This is a genomic window from Nocardia sp. AB354, assembly GCF_049538315.1.
Taxonomy (GTDB): domain Bacteria; phylum Actinomycetota; class Actinomycetes; order Mycobacteriales; family Mycobacteriaceae; genus Nocardia; species Nocardia nova.
In genome coordinates, this window is sequence record NZ_JBMVFU010000007.1 from 292,861 (window position 1) to 310,170 (window position 17,310).

A 17,310-nucleotide genomic window follows, 5' to 3' on the forward strand; every position below is an offset into this window, starting at 1 on the left:
GTGGTGCTTTCGCATATCGTTACCGCCTCAGGTGTAGTACTCTGAACGAAGTGTTTTGAACCATAGTACTACGAATGGAGTGGTGTCAAGTGGTGCGCACGAATCCGGAACGCCGGCAGGCTCTACTGGACGCGTCCATCGAGGTCCTGGCCCGGGAGGGGGCGCGCGGGCTGACCTTTCGGGCGGTGGATCAGGAGGCGGGAGTGCCCGCGGGAACGGCGTCCAACTACTTCCCCAACCGGGATGCGCTGCTCGTTCAGGTCGGCCATCGCTATTACGAGCGGCTGATCCCGAGCGAGGAAGCGATGGCGAAATCGCGTGGACCGCAGACCCGCGAGACCATGACCGAACTCATGACCGAGGTGGTCGAGCGAGTCTTCCATTTCCGCACCGGCTATCTCGCGATCCTCGAACTGCGGTTGGAGGCAACCCGTCGTCCCGAACTGCAGGCGCTGCTGACCGAGCGAGTGCGCGCGGATCTGGACTTCAACATCAGCAACTTCCGGGAGTCGCAGCTGCCCGGCGACGAGGACGCCGTGGTGCTGTTGTACCTCGCGCTGAACTGGCTCATTCTCGAAAGGCTCACGCTCCCCGGCATTTTCGACGAGAAGCGGGCCGCCGAACTGGTCCGCACGATCGTGGAGCGCGCCATCCCCGCCGCCGGTTGATCGGCGTTCGGGTGAACGCCGACTCCGCTACCGACGCGCATCGTGCCGCGGCGGGATCAGCGGCCCGTCGGTGCTCCCGCCACCCGGCGCTCGCCGTTGTTGCGTTCCTGCCACCGGCGGTAGACGTCGACCGCGTCGGCGCGGGATTCGTGGCGCATCGGCAGGCGGCGTTGATCCCACGGCTTGGCGAACTCGTCGTAGAAGGTGCCCAGCTCGAAGTACTTCCGGTCGTCGACGTAGTGCGGAGCGTAGGCCTCGCGGGTGGTGAGAAAGACGACCTCGTCGGGGGAACAGTAGTACAGCGCGCCCAGGCACATCGGACAGGGCAGGGCGAGGATGTAGATCGTGGCACCGGTCAGATGTTCGGTGCCGAGGGTGGTGCAGGCCCGGCGGATCGCGAGGATTTCCGCGTGGGCGGTCGGGTCGGCGGTCTGGGCGACCAGGTTGGGGCTTTCGGCGAGAATTTCCCCGTCCTTCACGACGACCGTCGCGAACGGCCGGCCGCCCTCCTCGACGTTGCGGCGGGCCAGATCGATGGTGTGTTGTGCGAAATCCATTGCACTCCTTGATGAGTCGATGTCGGAGCGGTGGCTGCTCAGAAGGGTTCGGTGGGCAGGTACTTGCCGTCCAGCGTGATCACGGCGCGTTCGCCGCCCTCCGGATCGGGCACCTTGCGCACGTCGAGCTTGAAGTTGATGGCGCTGATGATGCCGTCGCCGAACTGTTCGTGGACCAGGGCCTTGAGCGTGGTGCCGTATACCTGCAGCATTTCGTAGAAGCGGTAGATCGTCGGATCCGTCGGCACGCCACCCGGAATCGACCCGCGGGTGGGGATGGTCTGCAGCAGCGCCGCCGCGTCGTCGCCCAGGCCGAGCAGCTCGGCCACGGCTTCCGCGGACTGTTTCGGCAGCGGATGCTGGCCGAGGATCGCCGCGGTCACGAAGGCCGTCGAATAGCCGGCGGTATCGGCGATCTGCTGCCAGGTGAGATCTTTGGCGATCTTCGCCTCGACCGCCGTGACGGCCAGCTCCTGGCGGGCGGCCGGATCGAATTGCGCGTGCACCATAGTGATTTCCTTTCTTTCGACCGCCGGATCTGCCGGCGGCACAGGGGGGTTTCAGGCGGCGATGGTTCGGTCGCCACCGGCTGGATCGATCACCGTGACGGCGCCGGTGCCGATATCGAAGACCCAGCCCTCGACGGTGACGGCGCCGGTCGGCAACGCTCGCGCCACCGCCGGGTGGGTGGCCAGATTCGCCTGCTGGGCAACGACATTCGCGCGAATCAGGGCCGCGGTCGCCTCCGAGCCCGGGCGATCGATACTGGCCGCCACGCCGTCGGCGCCCGGCCCGTAGGCGGGAACGAGATTGCCCGCGGTGCGAATCACGAACAGCTCACCGGGTTCACTGCTGGTGATCAGTTCGGGGACGACGCGTCGCATGGAGCGCTCCGTTCGGAGTGGCTGGGGGACTGAGACCAGCCTGCATGACCAGTGGCTATAGGGTCCAATACTTGTATGGGATCGTGACTATAGATTGGGTCAATAGTCCTGCGCCGTCGCGTGGATCGCCCGGGTGAACGCGCGGGCGGCGGCGGAATGGTAGGCGGTGTGGCGGCGCAGTAATTCCACGGTGCGGATCGGCAGGGCCGGGTCCAGGGCGATGGGGTGCAGATCGGCATGTGCCCGCGTGATCGCATCGGGCAGGACCGTGGCGAGCGAGCCGCGCCGGACGAATTCCAGCAGGGCGCTGATCGAATTCGCCTCCACCGCGATATCCGGAGCGACGCCGCACTCGTCGAAATATCGGTCGATGTGCAGCCGCGTCGCGAAGTCCGGGCTCAACAACCCGAGCGGCACGCCGGCGAGTTCCCCGGCCGAAAGCGGTTGCGCGGCAGCGGCGAACGGATGGTCCGAGCCGACGACCAGGCCGAGTTTCTCGGTGAACAGCGCGGTGTGCTCGACCCCCGCGGCGTGCGCGCCGGCGAAGGCGATCCCGAGATCGAGCCGATCGGCGAGCAGATCCGCCTCGATCGCATCCTGGGTCGTCTCGCGGAGGGTGAGGCTGATTCCCGGATGTTCGGAACGGAACCGGTGGACCAGCGGGCCGATCAGATACGCGGTGAAGGTCGGCGTCGTCGCCACCCGCAGATGACCGCGTGACAGGTCCTGGACGTCGTGCACCGCGCGTTCGCCGGCCTCCAGATCGCGCAGTGCGAGCCGGGCGTAGCGCGCGTACGCCTGCCCGGCATCGGTCAGCCGGACCGTGCGGCCGGACCGGTCGAGCAGTACCACGCCGAGGACCCGCTCGAGCTGTTTGATCTGCTGCGACAGCGTCGGCTGCGAGATGTGCAGGGACTGCGCGGCGCGGGTGAAGTTGCCGTGGTCGGCGACGGCCAGCAGATACCGGATGTGGCGCAGCTCCATCGACCAACTATAGGTCGCACCAATCGCGCTGATGGGGACAGTGTCTTGGACACTATCGCTGCTGTTCGGCGCGGGGGAGGAGGCGCTGGCCCCGTTTCGGCGTTATGCCGAAACCGTCGGCCCGGCAACGTCGTTCACGTCACTGCCCACTCCACCCAGTGGCGATCCGCGGTGAAGACCACCGATGTCGAGTGGTGGTAGTTCCGGGCGTTGAGCTGGGCGTCGATATCGGCGCGGATGGCGTCGAAGGATTCGACGGTGCGTTCCGGCGTCCGGGGACCGAGGACGAAGGCGAGTTCCAGATCGAGGCGGCTGCCCACGGTGGAGGCGCGAACGAAGGATTCGGCGAAGCCGTGGGTGGTGCGGACGCGGTCGCACAGTCGCTCGACGTCGGTGACCACCGAGCGCGGGGCGGCCATGGTGAGAATTTCGCGAAAAGCGGAGCGGAACAACCGGATCGGGATCCAGAGATAAGCCAGGGACACGATGATCACGAGCGTGGGGTCGACGTAGCGGGCGATGTCGCCGCGACCGGCGGACTCCAATGCCACCGCCGCGCCGAATCCGGCCAGGGTGACCAGGCTGAAGGCCGCATCGCCGCCCCATTCGGCGGCCTCGGCCCGCACCAGTCCCGAACCGGAGCGTGCGGCCCGCCACAGCACCAGCGCCACCAGCACACTGAGCAGTGACGCGGTGATCGCGTACGCCAGCGCGGAGACCGCCGACACGGCCCGGCCGCCGTGCAGGATCTCGCGCACCGCGTTCACCGATCCGTAGACACACAGCCCGCCCAGCGCGGTCGAGCGCACCACGATGACGACCGGCTCCCAGGTCTCGCGCCCCCACGGATACGACGCGTCGGCCCCCTTGGCGACGGTCCGCTGCGCCGCCACCGACACCGCCGAAAGCGCGATGCCCACAAGCGAATACAGTCCGTCGAACACGATCATCTGCGATCCCGCGGCCAGCCCCCACGCCAGCGAGACCACCACGAACACCACCGAGGCCCACATCGAGAACACGAGCGCGCGCATGCGCTCACGCTACGACCCGGCCGTCGCCGACGGACCGATTCCGCCCGCCGACCGGGTGGGTGTCGCGGCCCGCGTTCGTTCGCCGAGGCCCCGGATTGACCGAGTGTCGTTAGCCGCCTAATGTCTGTCGATAGGCGGCTAACGATTAGAGGTAGAAATGATACTGGTGACCGGCGCGACCGGACATATCGGCCGAGAGCTCGTGGCGCGGCTCGACAGCGCGGGTGCGGCGATGCGCCTGTTCGTACGCGATCCGGCTCGCGCCGCCGATCTCCCGGCCTCCGCCGAACGTGTGGCCGGCGACCTGGCGGATCCGGCGGCGTTGCGAGCGGCGTGCGAGGGGATCGACTCGCTGTTCCTGCTCGTTCCGGGGCTGGCGGTGGAGCCCGCGCGGCATGCGGTGGCGGCGGCGCGGCGAGCGGGGGTGCGACATCTGGTTCTGGTGTCGTCGTACAACGTGCTGGGCGATCCGATGCCGGCCATGGGGCGCTGGCATCACGAACGCGAGGAAATCGTCGGTGGTTCGGGCATTTCCGCGACGATCCTGCGTCCCGGCGGATTCATGACCAATGCCCTCGAGTGGGCGCCGGATATCCGTGCCGGCCGGCCCGTGTTCGATCCGACCGGCCCCGGCCGCTATGCGCCGATCGACCCCGCCGATATCGCGGCGGTGGCGGCGATCGCGCTCACCGAGACGGGGCACCACACCACCTACTGTCTCACCGGCGAGGAGACTTTCACCATCGGCGAGCAAGTCGAGGTGCTGGCCCGCGCGATCGGCCGGCCGATCCCGGTCCATACCGCCACGACGGCCGAGGAGGCCGTCCGGTCCCGCTATCCCCAGGGCGCGCCCCCGGCGCTCGCGGCAGCGATTCTGGAGGGATTCACGGTGATGCGCGCCGACACCGTCGGCCTGCGGACCGATACGGTGCGGCGGCTGCTCGGCCGCGCACCGCGCACCTTCGCCGAATGGTGCGAGCGTCACCGCGACCAATTCCGCTGATACGCAGATATTTTCGCCGCGACGGACCCGCGAGCGCTATGACTGCGAGCTCGTTCGCGACCCCGAGGCGATCGGGCGCAGCCGTCCCCGCATCTCATTCGTGAGGACCGCCGCGGCATCGCGCAACGCCTCGATGAACGTCCGCGTCGCCGCCGAGGTCGCGGCGTTGCGCGCCGAGCTGTGGACGACGCGGGTGGGGCGCACCGCCTCCGGGTGATCGATCCGGATCAACGCGATATTCGCGGGTACCACCGGCACCGCGATACCGGGCACGACGGTGATGCCCGAACCCGCCGCGACCAGACCCCATTTCGCGACCCAATCCCGCGCGACGAAGGCGATATCGGGTTCGTGCCGCGAATCGCGCCACGCGCCGAGCAGGGTGCTGCCGTGCTCGGTGCTGCCCGCGATCCAGCGCTCGCCGCGAAATTCCGCCGGCGCCGCACTGATCCGCCCGGCCAGCCGGTGGCTCGGCGCGACCGCGACCAGCAGCGGATCGTCGAGCAGCAATTCCACCTCCACATCGTCGGCGAGCGTGCCGGTTTCGGTGACGACGGCCAGGTCCAGCCGGCCGCGCGCCACCGCGGTGAGCAGCCGAGGACTGGTGCCCTCTCGCAGCGGCACCCGCGCCGACGTCGCCGCCACCGCTCTCGGCACCAGCGCCGCCATCGCGGTCGAGAACGCGCCGACACGCACGGTCGCGGGCGGGCCCGCGGTCAGGCGATCCAGTTGCTCGCGGGTGCTGTCGAGTTCGGCCAGGACCGCTTCCGCGTGCCGGACCACGATCTGCCCGGCCGCGGTCGGCGCGGCGCCGCGCGCGTGCCGCTCGAACAGGGGATGCCCCGCCGCCCGCTCCATCAGCGAAATCTGCCGGGAGACCGCGGATTGGGTGTAGCCCAGCCGGTCCGCCGCGCCCGAGAACGAGCCGCAGCGGGCGGCTTCGCGGACGACACGCAAGCCGAGAACGGTGAACTCACCCATGCGAAATACTGATACCAGAGATGCGAGATCGTCGCTTGTCGCATAGGTCGGCCGTGTTTAGCGTCGGCTGAGTGAGTGTGAACGAGAACAGAGCGCTGCTGCAGAACATCTTCGAGCGGATGGCCGCCGGCGAGACCCGGGCGCTGAGCGATGCGATGGCCCCGGAGTTTCGCTGGACTTTTCCCGGGCACTGGTCGTGGTCGGGCAGTTGGGAGCCGAAAACGACTGCGGTACAGGGTCTTCTGCGTCCCCTGATGGCGCAGTTCACCGATTACCGAATCAGCGCGGACGCCGTTCACGCCGACGGTGATCGGGTGGTCGTGCAGGCCCACAGTGCGGCGACGACGATCCGCGGCGAGGCCTACGGCCAGTACTACTGCTTCGTATTCCGGGTCGACGCCGGGCAGTTGCTCGAGGTGACCGAATACTGTGACACCGCATTGGTGGAGCGGGTTCTCGAACCGCTGCGGTGAGTACCGGACATCCCCCGAGAAGCCGGGCGACTCGGGGCCGTGACCACCATCGGCTGTTCAGGATCCGATCAACGCGTATATCGACGCCGGTGATCCCGACCCACCCTCGGTGACGAATCCGCCCACGACGACGGTGAAGTCCCGATCCGGCAGGTCCGCCAGGTGGGCGAGGATTTCGAGGCTGAGGCGGTGTTCGCGGTACAACAGCTTCGATACCCGGTAGCTGTCGTCGGTGCCGATATCGGGGCTGAAGGCGTCGGTGCCGAGGGCGCCGCGCCGGCCGAGTACGCCGTGGTCGAGCAGCCAGTGCACCGCCGCCACCGAGAACCCGGGGTGATGCATGCGGCCCTGCGCATCGACCGACGCGAAAGCGTCGGTGCCCCAGTATCTTTCCCAGCCGGTGCGCAGGAGGACAGCGGCCTCGGCGGGGAAGGGGCCGTGCCGTTGCTGCCATTCGAGCAGATCGTCGACCGTCACCGCGTAATCGCGATCGCGTTCGGCCCGCGCGCTGATATCGATCCGGACGCCGGGCAGGACGAAATCCTCGGGATCGAGCCGATCGGCCGTCGCCGCACCGGCGGTGAAGTGGGCCGGTGCGCCCCAATGGGTTCCGGTGTGTTCGCCGACGGTGACCGCCTGCAGGTGGAAGCCGTGGTCGTCGAATGTGGCGATGGTGTCGATCCGCGGCGCGGGATCGCCGGGGAACACCGATACGACCTCGGCGGACAGTGGATGCGACAGGTTCCGCACGTCCGAATACGCCATCGGTTCGCCTCCCGGTGTGGCACTGCCCGGTCCTACGCCGCCCGCACGAGATCCCACAGTAGGCGGTTCCGCGCCGACGAGCGCCGGCGCGGAACCGGCCGAACTATCGCAGGTATACCGGAACCGAGATGTGCCCGTTGGAGATGAAACTGCCCAGCGGCTTCAGCTCGGACGGATCGACCGCGAGCCGCAGATCCGGGAAGCGTTCGAAGAGCGCCGGCAGCGCGATCGCGGCCTCCATCCGTGCCAGGGGAGCGCCCAGGCAGTGGTGCGCACCGTGGCCGAAGGCGAGGTGCTCCTTGTTCGCCCGATGGACGTCGAACTCGGCGGTGGTCTCGCCGTGCACCTTCGGATCGCGGCACGCCGCACCGTAGGAGGCGAGAATCGCCTCACCCTTCGGAATCCGGGTCTCGCCGACCTCGATGTCCTCGACGGCATAGCGCAGCGGCAGATGCGCGACCGGCGCCTGGTAGCGCAGCGTCTCCTCCACCAGCTCCGCCCACGGCACCCGGCCCTCGACCACATCGGCGCGCTGCTCCGGGTGGGTGAGCAGTGCCACGATGGCCTGATCGATCAGGTTGAGCGTGGTCTCGTGGCCGGCGTTGATCACCAGCATCAGGGTGTCGACGAGTTCGGTCTCCGAGAGCTGGGCGCCGTCCTCGTTGCGGGTCGCGATCAGCACACTGGTGATGTCGTCGCCCGGGTTCTCCCGGCGAAACGCCACCAATTCACCGATCAGCCGGCCCATTTCGATGAAGTTCGCCTGCGCCTGCTCCGGTGTGAACGAGGTGTCGAAGAAGCCGTCGACACAGGCGTGGATGGCCGAGTCCAGATGATCGGGCACCCCCAGCAGTTCGCTGATCACCCGGATCGGCACCGGATAGGCGTAGTTCGGGCGCAGGTCCACGACCTCCCCGGGCGCGGTCGCGCTCAACCGCTCGAGCAGATCCGCCACGATCGCCTCGATCCGCGGGCGCATCGCGGTGGTGCGCCGGTGCGTGAACGCCGGCGCGACCAGTTTGCGCAGTCGCCGATGCTCGGTGCCGTAGGCGGTGAACATGTTCTGCGCGGCCACCCACGGTTGCAGCGGCCACGACTCGTTGATGTCACCGTTGATATAGGCCGACCAGTGCCGGCGCGGATCCTTGGACACGCGCGGATCCGACAGCAGATTCTTCAACACGACCGCATCGGTCACCGACCAGGCCGGCACCCCGCCCGGCAACTCCACCAGCGCCACGGGACCGCGTTCCCGGATGCGCTCGTTCTCGGCGTGGATATCGGCGCCGGTCAGATCGAGCACCAGTGGTTCCTGCTTCATCGGAAGCTCCTTACAGCAAATTCAACGGAGGAGATGCGGGGAAGGTGACCGGTAGCGCTGCCATCGCACGGTGGAACGGGCCGGGGCGCCAGGTGATTTCGCTCGGCTCGATGGCCAGGCGCATCTCCGGCAGCGCGTCGAGCAGCTGGTCGATCGCGTCCTGCACCACCAGGTAGGCCACCGAACGGGCCGGGCAGGCGTGCGGTCCGGCGCTCCAGGCCAGATGCGAGCGGTTGCCGGTGCGGTCGCCGCCGGCGATGACCGGATCGTTGTTGCACGCGGACAGGCTGATGACCACCGGCTGATGCGCGGGCAGCCAGGCGTTGTCGATCAGGATGGGCTGGCGCGGATAGCTGATCGAGAAGTTCGCCATCGGCGGATCCTTGAACAACACCTCGTCCAGCGCGTCGCGGGTGGAGAGGCTGCCGCCGAGCATGCCGCCGCCGAACCGGTCGTCGGTGATCATCAGCAGCAGGGTGTTGGCGATCAGGTTCTGCTGGGGCTCGATGCCGGCGCCGTAGAAGCTGATCAGGTTGTAGAGCATCTCCTCGTCGCTGAGGTTGGCCGGGTGGTGGGCCAGCCGCGAGGTGACGTCGTCGCCGGGTTCGGCGCGGCGCAGGTGGATCAGCTCCATCAGCGCCTGGCTGAGATGTTCCATACCCCAGGCCGCGTTCACGGTGTCGAACAGCGCCGCCATACCGGTGGCCACGCGCTGACCCAGCTCGGCCGAACATCCCACCATGCGATTCAGCGATTCGAAGACCAGCGGGAAGGCATACTGCGACACCAGATCCGCCGATCCGGCCTCACAGAAGCTGTTGATCAGCGGGATCGCGATCTTCTCCACCGTGCTGTGCAGCGCGTGCAGGTCGATACCGTCGACGGCCGCCGTATAGGCTTGCCGGTAGCGCAGGTGGACGTTGCCCGCGTTGCGCAGCGCGTTCGGATACCACTGCATCATCGGCCGCACCGGGCAGTCCTCGGGAATCGTGTCCTGCCACGCTCGCGGGTCGGCGGGGAAGTGCTCGGGATCGTTGAGGATCCGCAACGCGGTGTGGTAGCCGATCACCAGCGTGGCCGGGACGCCGGGGGACAACTCGATCGGGACCAGCGAACCGTAGCGCCGGCGCATCTCCCGATACTTGGCGTGCGGATCGGCGGCGAATTCCGGTGTGTCCAGCAGGATCCGGGGGCCGTCGGTGTCGACCGGGGAACCCATGTGCTGGACCGGGCAGGTGGCGGGACCGCCCGCGCCGGGCAGTGCGGACAGTGCAGAACGTGGTGTGGTCAAAAGATGTGACTCCAGAGAATGAACTGTCGAGCGCGACGAAGAATTCCGCTGTCGGTATGGTCCTACAGCGTCACCCCACATCTGTTGTAGGACAAGAGGCTTGGTTAGCCGCCCGGCCGGACATCCGTAACCGGACTGTCGACCAGGGTAGCAGGAACGTGCCGAACTCTCTGTCCGTCTTCCACTCTCGGTTCGCCGGGGCGGACCGGGCCGGTGAACCACGGTGAAACACCTTGTGAGCGGGCATATTCACACCGGTTCCACCGAACTGTCGATGTGATGTGCTTGCATACCAGCATGACGAGCACCGATCTGCTGGTAGACGCCTTCGGACGGATCAAGGAGAACGTGCACGGCGCGGTCGCCGGGCTCACCCAGGAGGAACTGGCCGCGCGGCTGGATCCGGGGGCCAATTCCATCGCCTGGCTGATCTGGCATCTGACCCGCGTGCAGGACGACCATGTCGCCGACGTGGCCGGCACCGAACAGGTGTGGACGGCGGCCGGCTGGGCTCGCCGCTTCGATCTGCCCTTCGACGAATCAGCGACCGGATACGGCGATGGTCCGGACGCGGTGGCGGCCCTCGACGGTGTTCCGGCCGAGTCGCTGCTGGGCTATCACGACGCCGTCCACGACCGCACCGTCGAGTACGTCCGCACCCTCACCGACGCCGACCTGCCGCGGATCGTCGACACCCGCTGGGATCCGCCGGTGACCCTCGGCGTGCGGCTGATCAGCGTGGTCGACGACGACATCCAGCATTCCGGGCAGGCGGCGTTCATCCGCGGGGTGCTGCTGCGCCGTCGCTAACGCCGGTGCAGGGTCACCGGAATCGCGGAGGGTGAGAGGACGAAGTCGCGGTTCGAGGCCCGCACGACGTAGGCCGGATCCGGCTCGGGTCGCCACCGGGCCAGCAGTGCCGCCGAGGCCAGCGTGATCTCCAGCAGCGCGAAATGATCGCCCAGGCAGCGCCGGCGACCGACGCCGAAGGACAGGTTCGCCTGCTTGTCGATCTCGCCGGTGCGGTCCGGCGACCAGCGGTCGGGATCGAAGGCCTCGGGATTCGGGAAGTGGCGCGGGTCGTGCTGGACCAGATACGGGCTGAACATGATGGCGGTGCCGTCGGGAATGGTGAGTCCACCGACGGTCACCGGCCCCGACGCGTTACCGGCGCTGATCCACGGCCCCCAGAACCGAAGAGTCTCCGAGACAACCTGTTTCAGGTAGGTGAGCTCGGCGATATGCTCCGCGCGCACCGGGCCGGCGCCCACCACCTCGTCGAGTTCGGCACGTATCCGCTCGGCGATATCGGGGCGCCGCATCACCTCGTGCCACAGCCAGCCGGTGAGCGAGGCCATCGACCCGACCCCACCGGCCAGCATCAGGATGGCCTCGTCGATGATGTGCTCGTCCGACAGTCGCGCGCCGGTCTCGGGATCGGTATGGCGGATCAACGCCGACACCACGTCGTTGAAATCCTCGTCGCGGCGGCGGTACTCGGCGATCGCGGCGCCGATCGCGGCACGCAGATGGTGTGCCTTGCGTTGCCAGCGTCGATTCGCGATCACCCGGAGGCGGCGGATCTGCGGCGGCAGCGCGGTGCGCAGAATGACCTGGCTCAGCAGCCACGGCACGTTGTCGCGAATCCGGCGGCGGGCCGTCTCGCTGAATTCGGCGGTGAACAACGTAGAGGACACCGTGTCGAGGATCAGTCCGTGCGCCTCGTCCATCAGGTCGACCCGGCCACCGGCGGGCAGTGCGGCCGACCAGGTATCGGCCAATCCGGCCGCGGTGACGGTATATTCGGCGAGCCGGCTCTGCCGCAGCGCGGGCGCGATCATGCGCCGGCGCAGTTTGTGTTCGGCGCCGCGCAGCACGTTCACCGAACCGCCCGCCACATCGGCGATCGCTTCCCGCAGGTCGTCGCGATTCAGTTCCGCGTCGCCGAGGCCGACCTCGCGTACCAGCTCAGGAGTGGTGAGCACATAGCCGGTTTTGCGGCCGAACCGGATGCGCACGATCGGGCCGAGGTCGGCGAGCGAGGTCACGAAACCCGGTGCGTCGCGCAGCGCGCGCAGGCTGTGGCCGATCAACGGCAGGGCGCCTGGCGCGGTGGGGATATCGGAGAGTCGTCGCGGCACCGGCGGCTGCGCGGCGGGCTCGGTATCGGCCCGTGCCTGCCGGTAGACCTCGACGATCGCGTCGATGTGGCCGGATTGTCGCACCGAATCCCGATGCCCGGCCATCTCGGCGCGCATCGCGAGCAGTTCGCCGCGATCTGTCGCCAGCCGGGCGATCACATCCGCCAGGGCTGCGGGGGAGGTGTCGTCGGCGCGCAGACCGCCGCCCGCCGGGATGGATTCGGCCAGGTCCGGATCGCAGTACAGCACGGGCAGCCCGGTGGCGATCGCCTCCAGCAGCACCATGCCTTGGGTGTCGAAACCCCACGACGGAAACAGCAGGGCGTCCGCGGCGGCCATGGCGTCGAGGCATTGCTCCTGAGGAACCCTGCCGTGCAGAGTGATTCGGTCCGCGAGGCCGTATTCGGCGACCACCGCGGCGGCGCGATCGAACAGTTCACCCTCGCCGTACACGTCGAGGGTGCAGTCGGGGACGCGGCGCACCGCGTCGATCGATTCGAGCAGTCGCTTCTCCGCGGAGAGCCGGCCGCACCAGATCAACCGCAGCGGGCCGTCGGTGTCGCGCTCGACCGGGCGCCGGTTGTCGACGAGTGTGTCGTCGACGCCGTTGGACACGACCCGGATCGGCCGGGTGAGGCCGTGGCCGAGCAGCAGATCGGCGAAATGGCGGGTCGGTGCGATGACCCGGTCGGCGGCCTGCCCCTGACCCACGATGGTGTGCCACGCATGGCGGGCGGCCCGGCTCTGCGCGCCACGCGGCATCCGTGCGGGGTGGTTGACGAAGCGGCCGTGCAGGATTCGCAGCGCCAGCGCGGAGAGGTAGGGCGCCGGTGCGGTGTGCTCGATGAAGGCGTCGTCGCGGCTCTGTGCGGTGTGTACGAGCGGAATCCGGTGCCGCCGTGCGGCTTTCATTCCCGAGATGGCGACCCCGTAGGTGGTGTGGGTGTGGACCAGATCGACCGGGCCGCGGGCGGCGAAGGCGGCATCGATCAGTGCGGCGTTGCGTGCGGTGGGCAGCACCATCGGGAAGCCGTTCACCACCGCGCCGGCCAGCGGAGCCAGTTCGATCACCCCGTCGTCGGCTTCCGTAGCCGGGGACGGAGTGCCCGACAGTGGCGCCACGAACAGTGTCACCCGGTGCCCGGCGCGTTCGAGGCCGCGGCGCAGTGCCGCCACCGCGGTCTGCACCCCGCCCAGCGTCGCCGGGTGATAGTCCATGAACATGGCGATGTGCACGCCCGGCACGTTACCCATGCGCCCGTTGGTTCGATATCCCATGGTGTCCCCATCGGGTTTCTCGGCCGAAAGTGTTGCGCTCTCGGGAAAAGGGGAGATAACTCGACATGAGAATCGCCATTCCGCTGACCGGCACCCGCGGCGACGTGCAACCGGTGCTGGCCCTGGGGCTGGAATTGCGGCGCCGCGGCCACGACGTGGTGCTGGGCGCGCCGCCGAATCTGGTCGATTTCGCCTCCGCGGCCGGGCTCGCCGCGCGCGCCTGCGGGCCCGATGTGCAGCAGCTCTACAGCTCGGAGGCAGGGCAGCGCGCCCTCGCCGCGGGCAATACGCTGCGGCTGATGCAGCTGGTCGCCCGGCAGATGGCCGACTATGCCGATCGGATGAACCGCGAGGTGGTCGAGGTGTGCGCGGGCGCCGACCTGATCGTGGCCAGCACCGTCACCGAGGACCGCGCGTGCTCGGTCGCCGAGGCGATGGATGTGCCGCTGGTGAGCCTGCACTACTACCCGGCCCGGGTGAACGGGGCCTATCCGTTTCCGGGCGCGCTGCCGGCGAGCTGGGCGCCGCCCGCTCCGGTGAATCGCGCGACGTGGGCGGTGGCGGAGAACCTGCGGCGGATCGTGTTCATGCGCTATCTGAACGATCTGCGCGGCATGCTCGGGTTGCCGAAATCGCGGGCGAGTATCGCGGCGGTGCTGGCACGGCGGCGGGTCCCCGAGGTGCAGATCTACGATCCGGCACTGGTGCCCGGGCTGCCGGCGCAGTGGGACGGCCGGCGCCCGTTCACCGGCTTCCTGACGCTGGATCAGCAGACCCGGCACGCGGTGGGCGAACTCGGCGACGACCACACCGACATCCTGTCCTGGGTGCGGGCGGGGGAGGCGCCGGTGTTCTTCGGATTCGGCAGTATGCCGATCAGCGATCCCGCCGCCGTCCTGGCCATGGTCGGTGAGGTGTCGCGGCGACTCGGGGTGCGAGCATTGGTGAGCGCGGGCTGGAGTGGTATGGAAACCGCTCGTACCCAGGGTGATTCGAGGGTGAAAGTGGTCGGCCCATTCGCCTACGACCTCGTGTTCCCGCACTGCGCGGCCGCGGTGCATCACGGCGGGATAGGCACGTTGTTCGAAAGTCTGCGGGCCGGTCTGCCGACACTGGTGTGTTCGGTGTCGTTCGAACAGCCGATGTGGGGCGGGCAGGTGGATCGGCTCGGGCTCGGCGCACACCTGCGTTTCACCGAGCTCACCACCGAACGACTCGTTCGCGGCGTGACCACGCTGCTGGAACCCGAACGTCGCGCCCGTGCAAGGCAATTCGCGGCTACCCTGCGCACCGAGGGCGCCGCCGCCCATGCCGCCGATATCGTCGAGGCGGCAGCCCGGTGAGGATGATCGCCGCGGATTCGGCGGTGATGTTCCGCCGGTGCGCCCGGCATACCCTGCGCAGTCCGGACACGCTGATCATCTCGCTGCTCATGCCGATCCTGGTGATGCTGCTGTTCACCTACGTCTTCGGCGGCGCGATCGACGTCGGTGGTTCCTACCTCGACTACGTCGTGCCCGGAATCATGCTGTTGTGCACGGGTTTCGGTGCGTCGATCACCGCGACCGCGGTCTCGGCGGATATGACCCGGGGCAGTATCGACCGATTCCGGACGCTGCCGATGTTCCGGCAGGCGATCCTGGCCGGACACGTGGGGGAGGGGGTGGCGCGCAATCTCGCCGCCATCGCGATCGCGGTGATCGTGGCCGTCCTACTCGGCTATCGCCCGCGGGCGGACGTACTCGGCTGGCTGGGGGCGCTGGCCATGATCGTGCTGTTCGTGGTGGCGATCTGCTGGATCGCGGTCGCGCTCGGGCTGGTGGCGAAGAATCCCGAGGCGGCCGGCGGGATGACCTACGCGATCATGTTCATTCCCTACATCAGCAGCGCGTTCGTGCAGACCTCCACCATGCCCGCCTGGCTGCGCGGCTTCGCCGCCTACCAGCCCGCCACGCCCGTGGTGGATACCGTGCGCGGTCTGCTGAATTCGAGCGGAACCGGCGCAAGCGCGGCACTGGCCCTGGTCTGGTGTGCGGGGCTCGGGGTGCTCGGTTTCGGCGCGGCGAGCGCGGTGTTCGATCGGCTCTCCCGGCGATAGCGGACCACGGCGTCTCACCGCCGCGGCGGCGCGGTCAGATCGAGCTGGGCACCCGCGGTGGCGTCCAGGGTCGCCATGCACATCCGTAACACTTCGTCACGCGAAATGCGCTGATGGGCAAGCCATTCGACGGCGACCTCGCGAATGAAGGCGATCCATCCGCTCAGCGCCGCGGCCGCAACCTCTCGGGTGTGCCCCGTGGCGCCACACGCGTCGAGGACGCGCTCGCACAGGGCATTCAGGTCCTCGACCACCGGTCCACGCACCGCCGGATCGGTGGCCGGCGCGGCGCGGTTGGCGATGAGAACCAGCGGAACGTGGGCGCGGTAGAAATCCAGATGCGCCACCAGGCTCCGATAGACGGCGGTGCGAACCGGCTCCTCGGGGTCGATGCGCAGTTCGGCGAGCAGTCGATCGTGAGCGCGCTTCCAGATGGCCGCGAAGAACTCGCCCTTGGTGGGGAAGTAGTGGTACATCAGGGCGCGGGAGGCGCCGGCGTGGGCGGCGATGTCCTCCATCGCGACCTCGTCGAACGAGCGTTCGCCGAACAATCGCGCGCCCACATCCATCAATTCGTCGCGGCGCTGCTCGGGGGTGAGGCGGCGTCGGCTCGGCATCTGCTCATCGTAGGCGTGCGGTGGTTGACGTGAGCGGCGGCAGCGGCCTACCGTTGAGCTTATTCAACAACCGTCTAATAGGGGTCGGCATGCGACGAGTGCTGCAGATCTGGCTACTGGTGTTCGGGCTGGTGTGTGCGGGAATTGCGTTGGCGCACTTGTTCTTCGGTACCGCCAGCGTCATCGGCGCGGGACCGGTGAACGCCACCATCGATTCCGATATGCGCTTCTACGCGGTCGTGTTCGGCGCTTACGGACTGGCCGTGGCGTGGTGTGCGCGCGATGTGGAGCACCGAGGGCCGGCGATCAACGCGCTCGGCGCCGTTTTCTTCGCCGGCGGAATCGCCCGGCTGCTGGCATGGGTGGTGAGCGGGGAACCCAATTGGTTCTACGTGCTCATGACGCCGGTGGAACTGCTGATTCCGGTCCTGAACTACTTCCTGGTGCGGGCGGTGTGCGTCGACCGTGCGCCCCGCGACGGCAGTGCATCCGGCGTCGGCATCCTCGGCACAGCGCCCGCGCTGCGGCAGGGACGGATCGGATAGCGTGCGGCGGCTCGCGCGGCTCAGTGCGTGCTGCGATTGTCGCCCGCGAGACGGCCTCGCCTGATCAACGCCCGTTTGGCGCCCGGCGCGATCGGCGGCAGCGGTGCTTCCGAATCCAGTTCCGGCTCAGCGGGATTGGGCCGGACGAACAGGGTGACCGAGGCGGCCGGACTGAATCCGCTGCGGGTCATCAGGGTGGCCGAGGCGGTATTGCTCTGCTCCACGTCGGTCACGATGCGGCGCGCTCCCCGCGCGAACAACGCTTCCGAACAGATATCCACCAGTCGCCGCGCCAGCCCGCGCCCCTGCATATCCGGCGCCACCGCGACCCACTCCAGATATCCCCAGTCGTCCCGCAATTCGAATTCCATGGACCCGAGCACGAATCCCACCACCCGATCCGAATCCAATGCCACCCAGCAGGCGTTGTCCGCCGAATCCAAATGTTCGGCCACCGACGTCAACGACCACGAGGTGTAGGGCTTGACGCTGGTGTCGAACACTTCGTGACCCAGATCCAGCACCTGCCGCAAATGCCCCAGACCCATGGGCACGATCACCGCATCGCCATCCATCCGCCCAGTTTGCCAGAGGTGTGCCGACCGTCGGGTGTTGTGGATTCCGCCGGTGGGGCGCGTCGCGCCGCGCATGCGTGACGCGCCGCGAGTCG

19 protein-coding genes are annotated in these 17,310 nt (G+C 68.3%); 7 read left to right on the top strand and 12 right to left on the bottom strand.

Translation table 11 applies throughout. The annotated features are described in order from the left end of the window. Positions 1–74 precede the first annotated feature (74 nt). Complete coding sequence (locus ACPCUW_RS13145; protein ID WP_174554944.1) at positions 75–668, top strand: TetR/AcrR family transcriptional regulator; 594 nt, start codon at positions 75–77, stop codon at positions 666–668. 56 nt (positions 669–724) lie between these two features. Here the strand turns inward: ACPCUW_RS13145 and ACPCUW_RS13150 are convergent, their stop codons facing one another. The 5 genes from ACPCUW_RS13150 to ACPCUW_RS13170 form a co-directional block, all read right to left on the bottom strand. Further along, positions 725–1,225: a nucleoside deaminase gene (locus tag ACPCUW_RS13150; RefSeq protein ID WP_064911434.1), complete on the bottom strand. Its 501-nt coding sequence runs from the start codon at positions 1,223–1,225 to the stop codon at positions 725–727. A 38-nt stretch (positions 1,226–1,263) separates the two neighbouring features. Then, on the bottom strand, positions 1,264–1,734 hold the full coding sequence (cynS, locus tag ACPCUW_RS13155; RefSeq protein WP_423425016.1) for a cyanase: 471 nt from the start codon (positions 1,732–1,734) through the stop codon (positions 1,264–1,266). 51 nt (positions 1,735–1,785) lie between these two features. Then, positions 1,786–2,109 carry a carbonic anhydrase gene (locus tag ACPCUW_RS13160; RefSeq protein WP_423425018.1) on the bottom strand — a complete coding sequence of 108 codons (324 nt, stop codon included), beginning with the start codon at positions 2,107–2,109 and terminating at the stop codon, positions 1,786–1,788. A gap of 99 nt (positions 2,110–2,208) precedes the next feature. Beyond that, positions 2,209–3,093, bottom strand: a complete 885-nt coding sequence (gene cynR, locus ACPCUW_RS13165) for a transcriptional regulator CynR (RefSeq protein ID WP_423425019.1) — start codon at positions 3,091–3,093, stop codon at positions 2,209–2,211. 134 nt (positions 3,094–3,227) lie between these two features. Beyond that, on the bottom strand, positions 3,228–4,127 hold the full coding sequence (locus ACPCUW_RS13170) for a cation diffusion facilitator family transporter (RefSeq protein WP_064902241.1): 900 nt from the start codon (positions 4,125–4,127) through the stop codon (positions 3,228–3,230). Between the two features lie 157 nt (positions 4,128–4,284). On the opposite strand from ACPCUW_RS13170, the gene ACPCUW_RS13175 reads away from it, so the two are divergent. Then, positions 4,285–5,130 (top strand): SDR family oxidoreductase, encoded by an 846-nt coding sequence (locus ACPCUW_RS13175; protein ID WP_423425021.1) that lies wholly within the window; start codon positions 4,285–4,287, stop codon positions 5,128–5,130. Between the two features lie 36 nt (positions 5,131–5,166). Here the strand turns inward: ACPCUW_RS13175 and ACPCUW_RS13180 are convergent, their stop codons facing one another. Continuing rightward, a complete protein-coding gene (locus ACPCUW_RS13180; RefSeq protein WP_423425023.1) occupies positions 5,167–6,111 on the bottom strand; it encodes a LysR family transcriptional regulator in 945 nt (314 codons plus the stop codon). Between the two features lie 71 nt (positions 6,112–6,182). Between ACPCUW_RS13180 and ACPCUW_RS13185 the strand changes: the two genes are divergently transcribed. Continuing rightward, the gene (locus tag ACPCUW_RS13185; RefSeq protein WP_423425025.1) at positions 6,183–6,584 is read left to right on the top strand and encodes a nuclear transport factor 2 family protein; all 402 of its coding nucleotides are present in this window, start codon (positions 6,183–6,185) and stop codon (positions 6,582–6,584) included. Positions 6,585–6,641: 57 nt separating this feature from the next. Here the strand turns inward: ACPCUW_RS13185 and ACPCUW_RS13190 are convergent, their stop codons facing one another. From ACPCUW_RS13190 to ACPCUW_RS13200, 3 genes are all read right to left on the bottom strand, one after another. Beyond that, positions 6,642–7,349, bottom strand: a complete 708-nt coding sequence (locus ACPCUW_RS13190; protein WP_423425027.1) for a cyclase family protein — start codon at positions 7,347–7,349, stop codon at positions 6,642–6,644. 103 nt (positions 7,350–7,452) lie between these two features. Then, positions 7,453–8,670: a cytochrome P450 family protein gene (locus ACPCUW_RS13195; protein WP_423425029.1), complete on the bottom strand. Its 1,218-nt coding sequence runs from the start codon at positions 8,668–8,670 to the stop codon at positions 7,453–7,455. A 10-nt stretch (positions 8,671–8,680) separates the two neighbouring features. Continuing rightward, entirely contained in the window at positions 8,681–9,889 is a 1,209-nt protein-coding gene (locus tag ACPCUW_RS13200; protein ID WP_051757032.1) for a cytochrome P450, read from the bottom strand. 369 nt (positions 9,890–10,258) lie between these two features. Between ACPCUW_RS13200 and ACPCUW_RS13205 the strand changes: the two genes are divergently transcribed. Beyond that, a complete protein-coding gene (locus tag ACPCUW_RS13205; protein ID WP_030517972.1) occupies positions 10,259–10,771 on the top strand; it encodes a mycothiol transferase in 513 nt (170 codons plus the stop codon). On the opposite strand, the gene ACPCUW_RS13210 is transcribed toward ACPCUW_RS13205, so the two are convergent. Beyond that, positions 10,768–13,380 carry a cytochrome P450 gene (locus ACPCUW_RS13210; RefSeq protein WP_423425031.1) on the bottom strand — a complete coding sequence of 871 codons (2,613 nt, stop codon included), beginning with the start codon at positions 13,378–13,380 and terminating at the stop codon, positions 10,768–10,770. The genes ACPCUW_RS13205 and ACPCUW_RS13210 overlap by 4 nt on opposite strands. 65 nt (positions 13,381–13,445) lie before the next feature. Between ACPCUW_RS13210 and ACPCUW_RS13215 the strand changes: the two genes are divergently transcribed. Together ACPCUW_RS13215 and ACPCUW_RS13220 are read left to right on the top strand one after the other, a co-directional pair. Next, positions 13,446–14,723 carry a glycosyltransferase gene (locus tag ACPCUW_RS13215; protein ID WP_423425032.1) on the top strand — a complete coding sequence of 426 codons (1,278 nt, stop codon included), beginning with the start codon at positions 13,446–13,448 and terminating at the stop codon, positions 14,721–14,723. A 2-nt stretch (positions 14,724–14,725) separates the two neighbouring features. Beyond that, on the top strand, positions 14,726–15,478 hold the full coding sequence (locus tag ACPCUW_RS13220; protein ID WP_423425073.1) for an ABC transporter permease: 753 nt from the start codon (positions 14,726–14,728) through the stop codon (positions 15,476–15,478). A gap of 14 nt (positions 15,479–15,492) precedes the next feature. Here the strand turns inward: ACPCUW_RS13220 and ACPCUW_RS13225 are convergent, their stop codons facing one another. Then, the gene (locus ACPCUW_RS13225; RefSeq protein ID WP_423425033.1) at positions 15,493–16,095 is read right to left on the bottom strand and encodes a TetR/AcrR family transcriptional regulator; all 603 of its coding nucleotides are present in this window, start codon (positions 16,093–16,095) and stop codon (positions 15,493–15,495) included. An 89-nt stretch (positions 16,096–16,184) separates the two neighbouring features. On the opposite strand from ACPCUW_RS13225, the gene ACPCUW_RS13230 reads away from it, so the two are divergent. Then, positions 16,185–16,640: a DUF4345 domain-containing protein gene (locus ACPCUW_RS13230; protein WP_064902235.1), complete on the top strand. Its 456-nt coding sequence runs from the start codon at positions 16,185–16,187 to the stop codon at positions 16,638–16,640. A 20-nt stretch (positions 16,641–16,660) separates the two neighbouring features. Here ACPCUW_RS13230 and ACPCUW_RS13235 read toward each other — a convergent pair whose 3' ends face one another. After that, positions 16,661–17,215: a GNAT family N-acetyltransferase gene (locus tag ACPCUW_RS13235; RefSeq protein ID WP_104363819.1), complete on the bottom strand. Its 555-nt coding sequence runs from the start codon at positions 17,213–17,215 to the stop codon at positions 16,661–16,663. Positions 17,216–17,310: the final 95 nt, after the last annotated feature.